General features: G+C 53.7%; 13 protein-coding genes and 1 tRNA gene. 1 reads left to right on the top strand and 13 read right to left on the bottom strand.

Features of this window, described 5'->3' with window-relative positions; translation table 11 throughout:
• Positions 1–7: 7 nt before the first annotated feature.
• The 4 genes from parE to ABID47_RS03505 all read right to left on the bottom strand — a co-directional run bounded on the left by parE (position 8) and on the right by ABID47_RS03505 (position 4,991).
• A complete protein-coding gene (parE, locus tag ABID47_RS03520) occupies positions 8–1,990 on the bottom strand; it encodes a DNA topoisomerase IV subunit B (protein ID WP_076170964.1) in 1,983 nt (660 codons plus the stop codon).
• A 90-nt stretch (positions 1,991–2,080) separates the two neighbouring features.
• Positions 2,081–3,070: an ABC transporter permease gene (locus ABID47_RS03515; RefSeq protein WP_354494927.1), complete on the bottom strand. Its 990-nt coding sequence runs from the start codon at positions 3,068–3,070 to the stop codon at positions 2,081–2,083.
• The gene (locus ABID47_RS03510; protein WP_116229761.1) at positions 3,063–4,046 is read right to left on the bottom strand and encodes an ABC transporter ATP-binding protein; all 984 of its coding nucleotides are present in this window, start codon (positions 4,044–4,046) and stop codon (positions 3,063–3,065) included. Before ABID47_RS03510 ends, ABID47_RS03515 begins: the two co-directional genes overlap by 8 nt.
• A gap of 33 nt (positions 4,047–4,079) precedes the next feature.
• A complete protein-coding gene (locus ABID47_RS03505) occupies positions 4,080–4,991 on the bottom strand; it encodes a GDSL-type esterase/lipase family protein (RefSeq protein WP_354494926.1) in 912 nt (303 codons plus the stop codon).
• A 129-nt stretch (positions 4,992–5,120) separates the two neighbouring features.
• On the opposite strand from ABID47_RS03505, the gene ABID47_RS03500 reads away from it, so the two are divergent.
• Positions 5,121–5,193, top strand: a tRNA-Lys gene (locus tag ABID47_RS03500).
• Positions 5,194–5,380: 187 nt separating this feature from the next.
• On the opposite strand, the gene ABID47_RS03495 is transcribed toward ABID47_RS03500, so the two are convergent.
• The 9 genes from ABID47_RS03495 to purT all read right to left on the bottom strand — a co-directional run bounded on the left by ABID47_RS03495 (position 5,381) and on the right by purT (position 16,635).
• A complete protein-coding gene (locus ABID47_RS03495) occupies positions 5,381–6,130 on the bottom strand; it encodes a CAP domain-containing protein (RefSeq protein WP_076170958.1) in 750 nt (249 codons plus the stop codon).
• A gap of 257 nt (positions 6,131–6,387) precedes the next feature.
• Positions 6,388–7,416, bottom strand: coding sequence for a galactose/methyl galactoside ABC transporter permease MglC (gene mglC / locus ABID47_RS03490; RefSeq protein ID WP_089547997.1), 1,029 nt, complete (start codon positions 7,414–7,416; stop codon positions 6,388–6,390).
• Positions 7,417–7,439: 23 nt separating this feature from the next.
• The gene (locus ABID47_RS03485) at positions 7,440–8,951 is read right to left on the bottom strand and encodes a sugar ABC transporter ATP-binding protein (protein ID WP_354494925.1); all 1,512 of its coding nucleotides are present in this window, start codon (positions 8,949–8,951) and stop codon (positions 7,440–7,442) included.
• 95 nt (positions 8,952–9,046) lie between these two features.
• On the bottom strand, positions 9,047–10,096 hold the full coding sequence (locus ABID47_RS03480; RefSeq protein ID WP_354494924.1) for a galactose ABC transporter substrate-binding protein: 1,050 nt from the start codon (positions 10,094–10,096) through the stop codon (positions 9,047–9,049).
• Between the two features lie 203 nt (positions 10,097–10,299).
• Positions 10,300–11,280, bottom strand: coding sequence for a substrate-binding domain-containing protein (locus ABID47_RS03475; RefSeq protein WP_354494923.1), 981 nt, complete (start codon positions 11,278–11,280; stop codon positions 10,300–10,302).
• A complete protein-coding gene (locus ABID47_RS03470) occupies positions 11,277–13,031 on the bottom strand; it encodes a sensor histidine kinase (protein WP_354495704.1) in 1,755 nt (584 codons plus the stop codon). Before ABID47_RS03470 ends, ABID47_RS03475 begins: the two co-directional genes overlap by 4 nt.
• Before the next feature lie 44 nt (positions 13,032–13,075).
• Positions 13,076–14,746: a response regulator gene (locus tag ABID47_RS03465; RefSeq protein ID WP_354494922.1), complete on the bottom strand. Its 1,671-nt coding sequence runs from the start codon at positions 14,744–14,746 to the stop codon at positions 13,076–13,078.
• Between the two features lie 247 nt (positions 14,747–14,993).
• On the bottom strand, positions 14,994–15,455 hold the full coding sequence (locus ABID47_RS03460; protein ID WP_354494921.1) for a GNAT family N-acetyltransferase: 462 nt from the start codon (positions 15,453–15,455) through the stop codon (positions 14,994–14,996).
• Positions 15,445–16,635: a formate-dependent phosphoribosylglycinamide formyltransferase gene (purT, locus tag ABID47_RS03455; RefSeq protein WP_354495702.1), complete on the bottom strand. Its 1,191-nt coding sequence runs from the start codon at positions 16,633–16,635 to the stop codon at positions 15,445–15,447. Before purT ends, ABID47_RS03460 begins: the two co-directional genes overlap by 11 nt.
• Between the last annotated feature and the right edge of the window lie 181 nt (positions 16,636–16,816).

The raw sequence follows: 16,816 nt of genomic DNA, 5'->3' as shown, positions 1-16,816 counted from the left end.
TCACCTTCTATTCCTCGAACTCTCTAAAGTCCACGTTTTCCACGATCCAGCGCTTGCGCGGATCAATCTTGTCGCCCATCAGTGTGGAGACGCGCCGTTCGGCCTTGGCGGCATCCTCGATCTGCACCTGCAGCAGCGTTCTGGTGTCCGGGTTCATCGTCGTTTCCCACAGCTGTTCGGGGTTCATCTCGCCCAGTCCCTTGTAGCGCTGAAGCTCGTAGTTTTTACCGAATTCTTTTAAATAGTTTTGCAGCTGCTCGTCGTTATATGCATAACGGATCGTCTCCAGCTTGCCGGACTTCCGCGTAATTTTGTACAGCGGAGGCTGAGCGATATACACTCTTCCGGCATCGATCAGCGGCTTCATGTAACGGTAGAAAAAGGTCAGCAGCAGCACTTGAATGTGCGCTCCGTCCGTGTCTGCGTCGGTCATAATAATAATTTTGGAGTAATTGCTGTCTTCGATTTCAAACTCGTTGCCGATGCCGGCCCCGATGGCGGAAATGATCATCCGGTATTCTTCGTTCTTCATAATGTCGGCGAGCTTCGCCTTCTCCGGATTCATCGGCTTCCCCTTCAGCGGAAGGATTGCCTGGATTTTGGAATCGCGGCCCTGCTTGGCCGATCCGCCCGCAGAGTTCCCTTCCACGACAAACAGCTCCGTACGGGTAAAATCCTTCGACTGCGCCGGCGCCAGCTTGCCGCCCAGATTCGAGCTTTCGCTGCGCTTCTTGCCGCTGCGCATATCGTCGCGCGCTTTCCGCGCGGCTTCCCTCGCTTTGGAGGCCTGGATCGCCTTTTTGATCAGCGTCTGGGCCACCTGCGGATTTTCCTCAAGGAAAATCTGCATTTTCTCCGACACGACCGCATCGACGGTGCTCCGCGCGGAAGCGCTGCCGAGCTGGTCCTTGGTCTGGCCCACGAATTCGACCTCGGCCATCTTAACGCTGATGACCGCCATCATGCCTTCGCGCAGATCGTTCCCCTCAAGGTTTTTGTCCTTTTCTTTCAGCAGGTGATTTTTGCGGGCATAATCGTTCATCACCCGTGTGTAGGCCGTTTTAAAGCCTGTTTCATGCGTACCGCCGCCGCGAGTCGGAATCGAGTTGACGAAGGAGGCGATCGTTTCGGTATATCCTGCGTTATACTGCAGGGCGACCTCGACCTCGACGTCTTCCTTTTCCCCGTAAAAGTGAATGACGTCATGCATGACGTCTTTGCCTTCGTTCAGGAATTCGACGAACTGGCTGGCCCCGCCTTCATAGAAAAACTCGTCCTGGCGGTCCGCACGCTCGTCCTTCAGGACGATCCGCAGCCCGGAGTTCAAGAACGCAATTTCCTGAAGCCGTTCGGCGAGGGTATCGTAAGTTACGTTGATACCGCCCTGAAACACACGAGCGTCAGGCTTAAACGTCACCTTGGTGCCGGTCTTGTTCGTATTGCCCAGCACTTCCAGGCCGGTCACCGGCTCGCCGACGTGCTCCTTGCCGTTCTTGTCCTGCCAATATTCAAAACGCATCCGGTGAATCTTGCCTTCCCGGTAAATCTCCACCTCAAGCCATTCCGACAGCGCGTTGGTCACCGATGCGCCTACGCCGTGCAAACCGCCGGACTTCTTATAACCCGATCCGCCAAATTTGCCGCCGGCATGCAGGATCGTATATACGACCTGCGGCGTAGGGATACCCGTCTTGTGCATTCCTGTCGGTATCCCCCGCCCGTTGTCCAGAACGGTGATAGATCCGTCTTTGTGTACCGTAATATCGATTCTCGTGCAGTATTTGGCTAAATGCTCGTCTACAGCATTATCAACAATTTCCCATACCAGATGATGAAGTCCGGATGAGCTGGTGCTGCCAATATACATACCTGGCCGTTTGCGAACCGCAACCAGGCCTTCGAGCACTTGAATGTCGTCAGCATCGTATCCGGTTTGGCCGTTCGGGCCGCCCTTTGATGACTCTGCAAACATATCGATCTGCTCGACCATTCATGCTCCCCCTTTGTGTATCTTTATGTAGGATGAATTTCATGAATTTCATCCAAAATGCAAACAGATGTTTTGTTATCCTTGTCCATTTTAATTCAAGATATCCCTTTTCGTAAAGACAAGGAAAGAGATTGCAGTCGCAGCAGCCCCCCAAACCGTCAGCACGATGAGGGAAAACGTCAAGCTCATGCCTTCGATTGGCGCCGGCGTGCCGGACAGGTAATTGGTCAGCTGCAGGTTGACCATAAATAAATATTTGGCGCTATTCCATGCGGACGCCATGTTCGTCAATATTGAGCCGGCAATCAACGCAGCCATCATGACGACGATACTGGCGGCGGTGCTTCGGACAAGCACGGATACCATAAATGCGAGCACCCCGACGACAAGGCTGACGAACCAGGCTAGACCCGCCTGCATCAGCAGGTATTCCCACTGCGGAACGGCATGAACGGCGGACATATCCACCTCCGAGCCGCGGATTAGAAAGCCGGTGAACACCGGAATCGTAAAGCCTTTGTAGCCAAATACCGCGCCCGAAATCAAATAAGTGATGATGACCGTCGCCACGACGATTAACGAATTGTACATGACCAGCGCGATCAATTTGCTGAGCAGCACCTTCCACCTTTTGACCGGCCGGGTCAGCAGCATTTTGATCGTGCCCGATGTCCTCTCGCCCGATACGATATCCGAGGCGATCGCCATGACCAACAGAGGTATGAACAAGGAAATGGAGTTGTCCAGAAACTCGCGGGTAAAGGTGACGCCGTTCGGCTCGTTCGGGTTCACGTCATGGTCTAGGTAATACTGCAGCTGCTGGATAAAAATTTTCCGAAACTTTTTCCATTCGTCCGGAACGCGGTCGCTGCTGAGTGAATTTTCATTATCGGTGATCTGCTGCTGAACTTCAAGCCGCCAATCGCCGTGAAACTTATCGCGTGTCCGTTCGGCCGAGCGCATCTGGGCGTAGGTGAACATGGGCACCAGGACGACCAGGATCAGCAATACGACATAAAACCGTTTCTTTTTGATGATTTTGATCGTTTCGTTTTTGACCAGCGGAAGCAGGTTAATCAATGCTCTCACCTTCCGTCATTTTGAGGAACAGCTGTTCCAGAGTCGGATTAATTTTATGCACGCCCTTGACTTCAATCCCTGCTGAAACGAGCTGTCTGACGATGGAGGCGACATGCTGTTCGTCCATCCGGGTCACGATCGCTTCCTGCCCCATGCCGGCGATGATGGCGTCATCGAGCACCTCTTCGGCGTCCGTAATCACCTCTACGCCTGCCTGCCGGCTGAGTAAGGACCTGCCTTCTCCCACGGAAGAGAGATCCCATATGACATATTGGGCATTTTCCGATACCAGCTCTTCAACAGGACCCACGGCCAGTACGCGCCCTTTGCTGATGATAGCCACCCGGTCGCACAGCAGCTGGATTTCGCTCAGCAGGTGGCTGGACACAAATACGGCGAGCCCTTCATCGGCCAGCTGACGGATAAACTGTCTCAGCTCCTTGATTCCTTTCGGATCGAGCCCGTTGGTCGGCTCATCCAGGATCAGCAGCTTGGGCCGTCCCAGAAGGGCTTGGGCGATTCCAAGCCGCTGCCTCATCCCGAGCGAATACGTGCTGACCTTGTCATGAATGCGCTGGTCGAGCCTGACGATGTCAACCACTTCCTGGATACGCTGACGGTCTATGCCGCGCTGCATCCGGGCAAAATGCTCGAGGTTCTCCCATCCTGTCAAATAAGTATACGCCTCCGGGTTTTCGACGATCGAGCCTACAAACCGGAGCGCCTGCTCCTGATTTTTGTTCACGTCGTATCCGCACACCCGGATGGTACCGCTGGTCGGCTTGATCAAATCCACCAGCATGCGAATGGTCGTCGTTTTGCCTGCTCCGTTCGGGCCCAGAAAGCCGAACACTTCGCCCTCCCGAACGTCGAAGGTGACATCGTGAATGATCCACTTCCGTCCGATCTTCTTCTTCACATGCTCCACCGACAGAACGACGTCATCCTGAGATTTCAAGATGCTTCCTTCAGACATATGCGCGCCTGACGCCCCTTTCCCGCTTCTTTCTCACAACATTCCCTGTACAATTCGCTCGGCAATCCGCTCATATCCTTGATCGTTCGGATGGAAATGGTCCGTCGACAAATACTTGTTCAATTGGTGCTGAAAAAGGTCGAACGTCGGAACAAGCGTCATGTTGTCATATTTATTGATGACCGTGAGCGCAGCACTGTTCCACTCCGAAACGGCCTGATTACCGGCCACTTTAAGATCCTTCACGTCTCCAAACGGATTATAGAGCCCGACGTAAATGATGAGCGCACCCGGATTGATCTTCCGGACTTGCTCCAAAATTTGCTGCAGCTGTTTCTTCGCCTGGGGCAGCGCTTCCAGCAGCTCATCAGGGTCCAGATCCGCAGCCTCTCCGTCGTTGGTCGCGGTACCGGTCTGGCTGCCTGACAGCAAATCCGCCCCCTGGAACAAATCATTGCCCCCGATGGACAACAGGATGATGTCCGCCTCACCGAGCACGTATCGGGTCCCTTGTTCCTTCAGCTTCGGTAGCAGTCCGGATGTGGTCAGCCCGTTAATGCCAAGATTGTTCAGCAGGGTCACTTTCTTGCCTGTAGCCTCCGCAAGCTTGGTTACACTTCGCCGCGCGAAGCCGCTTCCGGTACTGTCGCCTGTTCCTTTGGCCAAGGAATCGCCGATGACCGCAGCCTTCAGTTCCTTTTTCTGATCGATATTGCCCGGTGCCGTTCCTTCGGGTTGGGCGGAAGGAGCCGACAGGTTTAGCTTGCTGCCTTGGGGATGGTTGATATCCTGTACCGCATAAGCGAAGCCGGCGATGAGGAGGAGCGTTGCCGCGATGGACAGAATGCCGATAATCCGCCAAATCCACTTCGATGAACTCAAGACATAATCCCTCCACAGATCAATCTGAACGGTCGTTTCCGTAAACGTTATGTACATAAACATAAAACTTCTCCCGGCAATTTGCAAATCATGCCATATTCCCGGTTTTAGCGTCAGTCGTTTTTGTCGATTTTGTGAACATAGTGGATATTGAGGAGAAACGGAGTTATAATATTCCCTGTTAGACGACGCGGGTTATTAGCTTAGCTGGTAGAGCAGCCGACTCTTAATCGGCAGGTCGCAGGTTCGACCCCTGCATAACCCATCAAAGCAGAATTCGTATGCTGAAGCATGCGGGTTCTGCTTTTTTCAATTCGTATGTAACCATCTGACTCACCGGCCAAAAACGGTTTTCCATATTCCCGAGGGATTGATCGAACTTTTTTTAAAATTAAAGGGTACCCCTGCCGAACGGCCATGGGGCACCCTTTTTGTTTAGATGATATGAATGATTAGTTCGCAATAAACTCTTGAACCCAGACCCCATTATAATAGGCCACGCCGATCGTGGTGTAATGGCTGTTCAAAATGTTCGCGCGGTGGCCCTCGCTGTTCATCCACGCATTCATGACGTCAGCCGGATCCTTTTGGCCTTTGGCGATGTTCTCGCCGGCATAGCTGTAAGAAATGCCGTACTTCTTCATCATGTCAAACGGAGATCCGTACGTTGGAGAATTGTGGTCAAAGTAATTGTTGCTGTACATGTCTTTCGCTTTGTCCATCGCCATGCCGGACAGCTTCGTATTTTCCTTCAGCGCACCAAGACCGGCTTTCGCACGTTCCTGGTTAACCAGCTTGATCACTTGAGCGGCATAGCCGGACTTGTCCGCCGTGTTGCTTCCGCTGTTGTTGGACGGAGTCGAAGGCGTCGTAGTCGTTGGTGTCGACGGCTTGCTCGTCTGTGGAGCCGAAGGCTTGCTTGTTTGCGGCGTGGAAGGTTTGGTCGTCGTTGGTTTATCCGTTCCCGTTGTCGGTACGTTTACTTGCCCATTGGAAGGCAGCTCGTACACGAAGTTCCAATTCAAAGAACCGCCGTTATTTTGCAGCAGCTGCTCCAGGTAAGCCTGCAGGCTGCCGAGATCTTGTTTTTGAGGAGCGGAGGTGGCAGAAGCGGCTGATGCAGATCCGGACCCGATCAGTCCTGCAGCCAGTACGGCAGCGAAAGCTCCTCCGGCGATGGTCTTCATCATTCTGTTTTTCATCTTGCAAACATCTCCTTTTCGCAGTGAAATATCGTAAGTTGATTTCGTTTACACAGGTTACAAAGTTGTAAACAATCTACCCTCACATTGTAACATGTTTGTTTCTTCTGGCTACGCCTCAAATATTGGTAATCCGTCTTACATCAACCATCCGTCTTTCTTTCAGCCGAATTACTCCAGCTCCAGCACAAATAAGCCGCAGCATGAAATGCCGCAGCTTGTTTGCATGACGAGAAGATCGGTTCCTTTATGGCCTATTACTTTTTGGCAGCATACTTGCGCATGTCGAAAGCGACGGCCGCTACGATGATCAATCCCTTAATGATGAGCTGCCAGTAAGGGCTGATGCCGATAAAGGTCAAGCCATAGTTGATGATCGTGAAGATCAGCACGCCCACCATGACGCCGGGCACCGTGCCAATGCCACCGGTGGTCGACACCCCGCCGACAACGCAGGCCGCAATGGCGTCCAGCTCGTACATATTCCCGTAGTTGTTCGTTGCGCCGCCGGTTCTGGAGGCTTCGAGCACTCCCGCCAGCCCGTAGAGGGCGCCTGCGATGGCATAGATATAAATCAGGTACTTGGCGACGTTGATGCCCGATACTTTAGCCGCCTGGATGTTGCCGCCGATCGCGTACATGTATTTTCCAAGTTTCGTTTTCGTAAAAATGACCCAGACGATGAACGCTACGAAAATGGCGATCAGCACGATATAAGGCACGGAATACTGCCCTTCGCCGATATATCCTGTACCGATCGCGGTGAAATCTTTGCGCAAACCCCCGATTGGCTGGGAGTTATTCGGCTCCATATCAAAATACAGCGAGTTCAGGCCGTACACGGCAACCATCGTGCCGAGCGTTGCGATAAACGGCGGAACGTTCAGCTTCGAGACGACCAGCCCGTTAACCAATCCGCACAGCAGGCCGACGATAATGGCCAGGACAATGGGCAGCCATACTTGAAGATGCGGCAGATTCGGAAAAAAACGCGCAGCATAGTCCGAGCTCTGCAGCATGGATGCCGAGATAACCGCGGTCAGGCCGACGATTCGGCCAGCCGACAAGTCGGTTCCGGCCGTGATCAAAATGAACGCAACGCCAAGCGCGATGATGGCGCGCGTCGATGACTGGATCAGAATGTCCCGCAGCGAGTTTACGGACAGAAAAGAAGGATTGTAGATCGTAATCCCGATGACCAGCAGCACCAGCACGATGTAAATCGCATACTGCGAGGCAAATCCCTGAAATCTCCTGCCTGTGTTGATTTTATTGGTGTTCAGCATGTTAGTTCCTCCTTCGGCTTTCCCTAATGCTGGGCGGCCAGACGCATGATTTCTTCTTCCGTGGCGCTGCTTCCGTCCACGATGCCGGTCAGCCGCCCTTCAGACATCACCATAATCCGGTCCGACATACCGAGCAGCTCCGGCATTTCGGAGGAGATCATGATGATGCTTTTCCCCTGCTTCGCCAGGTCTTTGATGATCGTATAGATTTCAAACTTCGCCCCGACGTCGATCCCCCTTGTCGGCTCATCCAGCAGCAGAATTTCGGGTTCGGTCAAAAGCCATCTGGCCAGCAGCACCTTCTGCTGGTTGCCGCCGGACAAGTTCATGATCAGCGCACGGGTGGTCGGCGTTTTAGTGCGCAGCTTCTCCACCATTTGATCGGCTTCCTTCTTTTTCCGTTTGCCGTCCAGCAGGAACAACGCTTTGCGGTATCTGCCCAAATTGGCGATTGCCGCGTTTTCGTGAACAGGCAGAACGGAGAAGATGCCGGTGACCCGCCGTTCTTCCGTCAGCAGCGCCATACCGAGCTTCTTCGCATCCTCCGGCGACTTGATCTTGACCGGCCTGCCTTTCAGGGAAATGGAGCCCGAGGCGATGTCCCTCAGCCCGAACAGCGCTTCGATCAGCTCGGTGCGCTGGGCGCCGACCAAGCCCCCGATGCCGAGAATTTCCCCTTTGCGCAGCTCAAAGGAAATGTCTTTAAACGATTTCGGGATGGGCGAAGTCACGCCCTCAACCTTCAATACCACTTCGCCAGGCACGTTTTCCTTCTCCGGAAACCGGTGTGTCAGGTCCCGTCCAACCATCTTCGCGATAATCATCTCTGTGGTCAGCTCGCTGGCCGGCCACGTGCCGATTTTGCTGCCGTCGCGCATAATCGTGACATCATCGGAAATTTGTAAAATTTCTTCCATTTTGTGCGAGATGTAGATGATGGCCACCCCGCGTTTCTTCAGGTCGCGGATGATGCGGAATAAATGCTCGACTTCCACACCGGTCAAGGACGACGTCGGTTCGTCCATAATGATGACCCGCGCATGAAAGGATACCGCCTTGGCGATTTCGATGGACTGGATTTTGGATACCGACAGCTTGCCGACCATCACGTCCGGCTCAATATCAATGTCCAGCTGCTTGAACAGCTCCTTCGTGTCCCGGTACATTTTTTTGTGGTCGATAAACCGGATGAATCCCGCGCCTTTAGTCGGAAAACGCCCCAGCCAAATATTTTCCATCACATTGCGAAAAGGCACCGGGTGCAGCTCCTGATGAATCATCGAAATTCCCAGGTTCAGCGCATCCTTGGAATTGTTAATCTGGACCTTATTGCCGTCCAGCAGAATATCGCCCGCGTCCGGCGAATAAATGCCGTACAGGCATTTCATTAAAGTGGACTTGCCGGCACCGTTCTCCCCCATCAGGGCATGAACCGTACCGGGCCTTACCTGCAGCGTAACCCCGTCCAGCGCCTTAACGCCGGGAAACTCTTTGCTGATCCGGTTCATTTCCAGTAAAAATTCACGCTCAGCCATAACTTCAGCTCCCTGCCCTCATCCATAGGAAAGGACGGACCGCGCTTCTCGTCCGCCCTTTCCGGGGATGGTTAGTTTAAGTCCAGCCTGTCGGCTTACTTCGCATCGTCGATGTTGTCTTTGGTAATTTTTTTGTAAGGAATCCACACGTATTGATTATCCGTAATGTCGAATCCGACGTTCTCCTTGGTCGGCGTTTCTCCTTTGGCCAGCAGCGTGGCCAGCGTCACAGAAGCTTTGCCCTGGTTGTTCGCATCGTTCAGCACCGTGCCGAGCAGCGTGCCGTCCTGCAGTGCTTGAAGCGCCGGCGCCGTGGCGTCCACGCCGACAACCGGCATCGTTTTAGTGCCCGTGAAGTAGCCTGCCGCTTTCAGCGCCTCGATCGCGCCAAGCGCCATGTCGTCGTTGTTCGCGAGAACGGCTTCGATTTTATCGCCATGCGAACCGAGGAAAGCAGCCATCTTCTCCTGCCCTTTCACGCGGTCCCACATCGCCGTGTCTTCCGCCAGTTTTTCGACCTTGATGCCTGCGTCTTCGATCGCCTGGATCGAGTACTTGGTGCGCAGCTCCGCATCCTGGTGTCCGGGTTCTCCTTTGAGCATGACGTACTGCAGGACACCGTCCTTGTTTTTATCCGCTTCCGGATGGGCCTTCCAATAATCCGCAATCAGTTCCCCGGACATCGTGCCGGATTCTTCGGCTTTGGCGCCGACGTAATACACTTTGTCCCATTTCTTCATGTCTTCGGGCAGCGGCTCACGGTTCAGGAAGACGACCGGGATGCTGGCTGTTTTGGCTTTGTCGATAATAACACCGGCTGCCGTGCGGTCCACCGGGTTGATCAACAGCGCATCGGTCTTTTTGGTGATGAACAGATCGACCTTGTCGTTTTGGGTCGGCTGGGAGTTCTGGCTGTCCACAATATCCACCTTTGCCTTGCCTTCCGCATTGGTTTTGATGGCATTGCGTACACCCGTCATGAACGTATCGTCGAATTTATAAATGGCTACCCCGATGGACGGCTCCTTGCCGCTGTCGGCGCTGCCGCCCGAAGCCCCCGTGGATTTGTCGCCGGAGTTCGAGCAGCCGGCCATGACCGTACCCAGCAGCGCACCGGCTAGGATGACGGAAGTGATTTTTTTCATCGTTCACAGACCTCCTGATATTCTCTTTAACGAGCCTCTCGTATCTCTCTTGGATACGTTTACATTATGCTGTATCCGCGGGCAGATTCGAATATAAAATTCTCATGTGTTCTATGAAAATTCTCATGACGTGGGAAGAATGAGGTGAAGAACGCAAAAAAAAGTGCCGCTTACGGAGGTGCGGCACTCGGTTCACCAATAGCTCAGCGGACAAACGGAAACAGCTGCTTCTGATTATCCGGCCAGAGCATATTGTCGAGATCGATAATTTTGGATTTGGTATCGATGCGCTCAGGGACGTCCAGGCCCTCCATCGCTTCAACTGCGTACTGCACAGCCAAATAACCGTTGTTAAACGGGTTCTGGATGACCGTCGCCTGCACGATCCCCTCCTGCAGCAGCTCCATCACTTTCGCCGGGCTGTCAAACGTGATCAGCTTCACGCGTCCGCCGGCCCCCAGCTCCTGTATCTCTTCTCCGGTGCCGATCGACGCCACTTCGTTAAGCGCCACAATCCCGTTTATATCGGGATGCTCGTTCAGCATTTTGCGGGTAAGCTCACGCGCCAGCTGCTCATTGGACTGGCAGTATTCCACGGCCACGACCTGAACCCCGGGAAACCGGGCGATATAATCCATAAAGCCCTCCTCGCGCTCGTCGCCGTTTTTGGAGCCCTGCACAAAATTCATCACGCCGATGCGGCTGTTCGTTCCGGTCAGGGCGACCATCCGCTCCGCCGCCTTCTGGCCCGCTTCATAGTTGTTCGTGCCCACGAACGTTTTGACCCGGGCCGATGCCACCTCGGAATCCATCGAGATGACCGGGATTTTGTAATAGGCCGCGCGGTCAGTCACCTGGGCCAGCTTCATGTAGTCGCTCGCAGACAGAATGATGGCATCCGCCTTGTTTTGGATGGACTGATCCATCAGGCGAATTTGCCCGTCGATATCGCTTTCGTTGTCAGGCGCTTTAAACGTCAGCTGAACGTTGAATTCTTTGGCCGCCACCTCGGCGCCCATTTTCACCGTGTTCCAGTAGTCGCCGTGATTCATCTTGACGATCATGTCGATGGTCCGCGGCTTGCCGGAGGCGCGGAGATTCGGAGGCGACGTGGAACAAGAGCCCGTGAGGAGCAAGATGGCAAGCAGCAGCGCTGCTCGGACGATTCCTTGGCTTAAGCTCATGATATCCCCCTCTCCAGTTCCTCCGCACGGTCCGATACCGCCGGCAGCGTGATCGTAACCCTTGTCCCTTCTTCCAGTTCGCTCGCAAAATGCAGACCGTAAGGCTTGCCGTAGCACAGCCGGATGCGCTCGTTCACGTTCTTCACGCCGACACCCGATCCGGTGCTGCTGCGGTGGTTACCGCTGAGAATCTGATCCATCACCTGCGGGGTCATGCCAAGCCCGTTGTCCTTGACGGTCAAGACGAGCTGCTCTCCCTGAACCGCCGCCGAGATGGAGATCCAGCCTTCGTCCGGCATTTTCTCGATTCCATGATAAATGGCGTTCTCTACGATCGGCTGCAGGATCAGCTTCAGCGTCCTGCAGGAGCGTGCGGCTTCATCGCACTGAATCTCATAATTGAACTTATGCTTGTAGCGGATCTTCTGGATGATCAAATAATGGCGCACATGCTCCAGCTCTTCTTCCACGGTGATGATCGTGTTCCCTTTGCTCAGACTGATCCGGAAAAACTTGGACAGCGAAGTGATCGTCGTCACGACCTCTTCCTTTTTGCCCTTTTCCGCCAGCCGGATCACCGAATTCAGCGTATTGTAGAGAAAATGGGGATTGATTTGCGACTGAAGCACATCCAGCTCGCTTTTCCGCTTCGCTTCCTGCTCGTGAATGATCTGGTCCATCAGCTGGCGGATGCGGTGCAGCATAAAATTAAACCGCTTGGACAGCTGCACCACTTCATAAGCGCCGCTGACGTAAATCGGCGTGCTGAAATCCCCTTGTCCGACGCTTTGGACCGACCGCTCCAAGCGGCGGAGCGGCTGGGATATTTTCGCCGAGATGAAGACAGCGAGGAGTACCACAGCCGTAATGACGACCACGAGAAACCAGAAAATAAACTGATTCAGGTCCTGCTTGGTCGTCACGATTTCGTCCGGAAAGGCGACCCCGACGATTTTCCAGCCGATGGGCTGTACCGTCCGGATCGTAATATACCGCGGCACGCCAGTCGATTTATCGATATAGCTGCCATAGGCATAGTCAAATACGGGCTCCAGATTTTCGTACTTCAAACCGGCATAGATCAGCTGCTGCTGCGGATGGTAGACGATGTTCCCCAGCTCGTCGATGATGTAGGCATAACCCTGTTTGCCAAGGCTCACCTTGCGGCTCAGCTCATCAATCGTCCGGAAGTTGACGTCAACGAGCAGAATTCCGCGCTTTACTTTTCCCTGGTCCCGGTATTCGATCATGCGGCTTAACGATACGACCCACTTGTACTGGCCCTTGTATAAATTTTGGATGTGAGGCGGGGAAAAAGACAGCTTCTGCGGCACTTCCCGGGCCGATTCGTACCAGCTCTGTTCGGTCAGCTTGGTGTTCCGGCGCATTTCGGCATTCGGAATGTCCAGCACCAGCCGGCCTTCGGGCGTAAACAGCGCCACGGATACAAGGTCTTCCCGTGTATGAAGCAGTGTGGTCAGCTGCTCGCGGAGCACCCCGCTGCTGATGTCAGCCGTTTGATCAATCTGCTGCTCGACTACGGCATAAATGTCCTGCATTCCTTTGACATACAGCTCCAGGTGGTAATTGACCTGCTCGATGATCTGCTGAATATTGAGGTAGGCGTTCTCCTCCGCCGTCTTGGAAAATTTGTTGTACAGCATGATGCTGACCAGGATGACGACGAGCACCGTCATACCGGCAAAGGTCGCGGTGATGATCGTCTGTATGCTCCGCAGCCGGAAGGACATGGGAAGCCGCGGTGCACGGGGCTTCAGACGACGATGCGGAATCTTCAAGCCGATTCGCCTCCTCCATGGCCGCTGCGGTATTCTTTCGGCGTAATGCCGAATTTCTTGCGGAAGCAGAAGCTGAAGTAGTTCGGATCCGCAAACCCAAGCGTTTCGGCGATTTCGAACGCTTTCAGCGACGTCGATCGCAGCATCTCCTTGGCGGCTTCCATGCGCACATGCAGCAAGTAGGCTACGAAGGTCATCTTCATTTCCTTTTTAAAAATGCTGCTGAAATAACCGGTGCTGATGTGCAGATGCCGGCATACTTTGTTGATGGAAATGTCGCTTTCCCGGTAATGCTCATGAATATACGCTTTGGCATCCTCTACAAGCTGGTTATATCCGGACTGCCTTCCCTGCGCGATCGTTATCATCAGCCGTGAGGACACCCGGTGTATCCACTCCCGAAGCTCCTGCAAATTGTTATAATGATACATATCTGCGAACGGCAGCGATCCCCGGCCAAACACCTCTTCGAGCTCGATGCCGAACTCCTTCGCCACCCGGATGACGGTGGTCAACATGCCGATGATATACACCTGGCAGTCCTGCACGCTGACCTTGGACGACTCCAGGCCGTCAAACATCCGCCTTACCGTCTCCTCCAGCTCTTCCGCCGTGCCTACGCGGATACTCCGGACGAGCTCCTGCTCCTTCAGGCTGTCGAATACGAGCGGATCCGCCTTCCGCTGTTCCACATCATCGATCCAAATGACCCGGTTGTTGCCGAGAATAGGACGATAGTCCAGCGCCTGCGACGCTTCCGCGTAAGAATCGAACACGTCGCCCAACGACCGGTATACGGAGCCGGCCCCTGCCGTCACGGTCAGCTTCAAATATTTGTTCACGTTCAGACGGATTTCCTCCAGCAGCTCCAGCGTCCGCTGCGCCGCCGCGCTCTCATCCGCATCGGGCAGCACCGACAGGAGAACGCAGTCGTTATGGTGAATAAACGCCTTGAACCCTTGCCGCAATTGGCAAATCTCTGCCGCCACGTTGTACACGGCAAACAGCAGCAGGTACCGGTCCTCCGAGTATTTTAGCGACAGCGCTGATGCCGGATCCTCCGCCTCCTCCCGGACATCCCGTTCTCTCTGCACTGGATCGGGACGAATGATCGAAGCCATAAAGGTTTGTCCGTCCAGGCTGATCCCGTAACTGGCTCCTTTCTCGATGTATTCCTCAGGCGTAAGCCTCCGGGTCACCAGTGAAGACAAAAAAAGCTCCCTGAGTACAGGTATGCTTTTCCGGTAATGCTCCATCAGCAGCTGGACGTTTTCCTTCTCAGCCCGCTCGGCATCCATATGCGTCTTCACCTTCAGCAGCACATCCACGAGCTCCCGGGAAGAAAACGGCTTGAGCACATATTCGTCAATCTGCAGCTTAATCGCTTTTTGGGCATACTCAAACTCATCGTATCCGGTCAAAATAATGATTTTAGTGGACGGGGCATGCTCCCGGATCCACGCGGCCAGCTCCAAGCCGTTCATAAATGGCATTTGGATGTCGGTCACGACGATGTCCGGCATCTCCTTTTCCATCCATTCCAGCGCTTCGCGGCCGTTTTCGGCTGTACCCGTCACCTGAAAGCCGTGAAGCTCCCAGCTGATTTCCTCGACCAGCCCATCCCGGACGTCTTCTTCGTCTTCCACAAGCAGCAGTTTATACATCATTCATCCCTCGGCTGTTCCAAATTTGTACTCACACTTGTCAGAACATGAATTATCGGCTTCTCCGGCCGCAGACCTCATTGGTATTGTCGAAAAATGTAACCGCTTTCTAGATATCACTCACGTATTGTATATCAATTCATATGTATTGTAAATATTGAACATTATTGTAGAATACTTCGGTACTTAAGGATAAGGAAATAGAAAAAAGCCCTCCTCTGCAGGGGGGCCGGTATGTTGGAAATCGGTATTATTTCAGCTTTCTGATGAAGCGGTAGCCGACTTTATCAAAACCGATATGTTCATAAAAGGCATGGGCCGGGGCACGTTCCACACGGTTGCCGCTCGTCAAAAACAGAACCTGGCTGCCGTGGGCTCTTCCCCATTCTTCGCTGCTGCGGATCAGGCGTTTGCCGATCCCTTGGCCGCGGTGTTTTTCGGATACGATCAAAGCGGATACCTGAGTCGCCGTCTCGCCTGTGGCATAGGAGTGAACCTGATTCAACGCCACCATGCCGACAACTTCTCCGTCCAGCTCTGCCACCATCGTGCACAGTTTCGGATTGTCTTCCGAGGCTTCCATCCGTTCGCGCATAACGTTGATCGTCGTTGGATAGTTGAGCTCGCGCATTAACGCCGTTACAGACTCCAGATCGCAATTGCAGTTTGATTTGCGGATTAGCAAAGTAGGAGCCGACAAATTACTGTTCATGATCATATTCCTCCACTTTTAAAAGACTGGCGGCTTGCTTAGCCGTGTTCCGTGCTTTCTGAATATCCGGGTCAGTGCTTAACGCTACCGCCATCCTCCGGCCGATCTTCGTTTCAGGCTTGCCGAAAATCCGAACCTGTGTCCGGGGAAGGCTCAGTGCTTCCTCTACACCGCTGACGGCAAAATTCGTACTTGCATTCAACGCTTTCAAAGTTGCCGAAGCTCCCGGTGTCAGCAGTTCAACCGACGGAACCGGAAGTCCGAGAATCGCTCTGACATGCAGGGCGAACTCCGATAAATCCTGCGTCACCATGGTCACCATGCCGGTGTCATGCGGACGCGGGGATACTTCACTGAATATGATGCCTTGCTTTGTAACAAACAGCTCCACTCCGAAAATGCCATATCCCCCGAGCTCGTCTGTAATGGCTTTGGCAATGGACTCTGCCTCCCGCAGCTGCTCTTCACTAATGACATGAGGCTGCCAGGATTCTACATAATCCCCGTCCTTTTGAATATGTCCAATCGGCGGGCAAAAGGTGGTTCCGCTCACAGAGCGGACCGTCAAGAGCGTAATTTCGCTCTCAAACGTAACAAATGCTTCAACGATCACGCGGGTGCTCTTCGCTCGTCCGCCTTCCAGGGCTGCATTCCAGCATTCTTCCGCATCTTCTGGCGTGCGGCAAACGCTCTGCCCTTTACCGGATGAGCTCATGATCGGCTTGACCACGCAGGGCGTGCCAAGCACGGCTACCGCTTCTTGCAGCTCCTCCAGGCTGTCGGCGAATCGATAATCCGCCGTAGGAAGTCCGAGATCTTCCGCAGCCAGGCGGCGAATCCCTTCGCGGTCCATCGTCAGCCGGGCGGCGCGAGCCGTCGGAATGACGCGGTACCCTTCCTCTTCCAGCTCAAGGAGAGCCTGTGTAGCTATAGCTTCAATTTCCGGGACGATGATGTCCGGATGTTCCTGATGAATAATCCGCTTCAGCGATTCGGGATCGAGCATATCAATGACATGGCTTCGATGGGCCACCTGCATCGCAGGGGCGTGTTCATATCGGTCCACGGCAATGGTTTCTACGCCCAAACGCTGAGCCTCGAGAACTACTTCTTTTCCCAATTCACCGCTGCCCAGAAGCAGCAGTTTTGTAGCATGTGCAGAAAAAGGAGCACCCCACACCACTTCCCAATTCCCCCCTACTAATGTATACCACAAATGTATACCTCTCTATCATTTTCGGGGTTCCGAAGGAAGAATGCAAGAGTGCTCCGACATTTTCCTGCAAAATTCACAATCTCTCCTTATTTGAATGGCGATCATTGGAGAAGCTTGCTTGATTTTACAATTTTGGTTGTTTGTT

The sequence above is a fragment of the Paenibacillus favisporus genome, assembly GCF_040545415.1.
Classification (GTDB): Bacteria; Bacillota; Bacilli; order Paenibacillales; family Paenibacillaceae; genus Paenibacillus_AQ; species Paenibacillus_AQ favisporus.
Note: the sequence above shows the minus strand (reverse complement) of the source record. Positions and strands in the feature narration are given on the sequence as shown.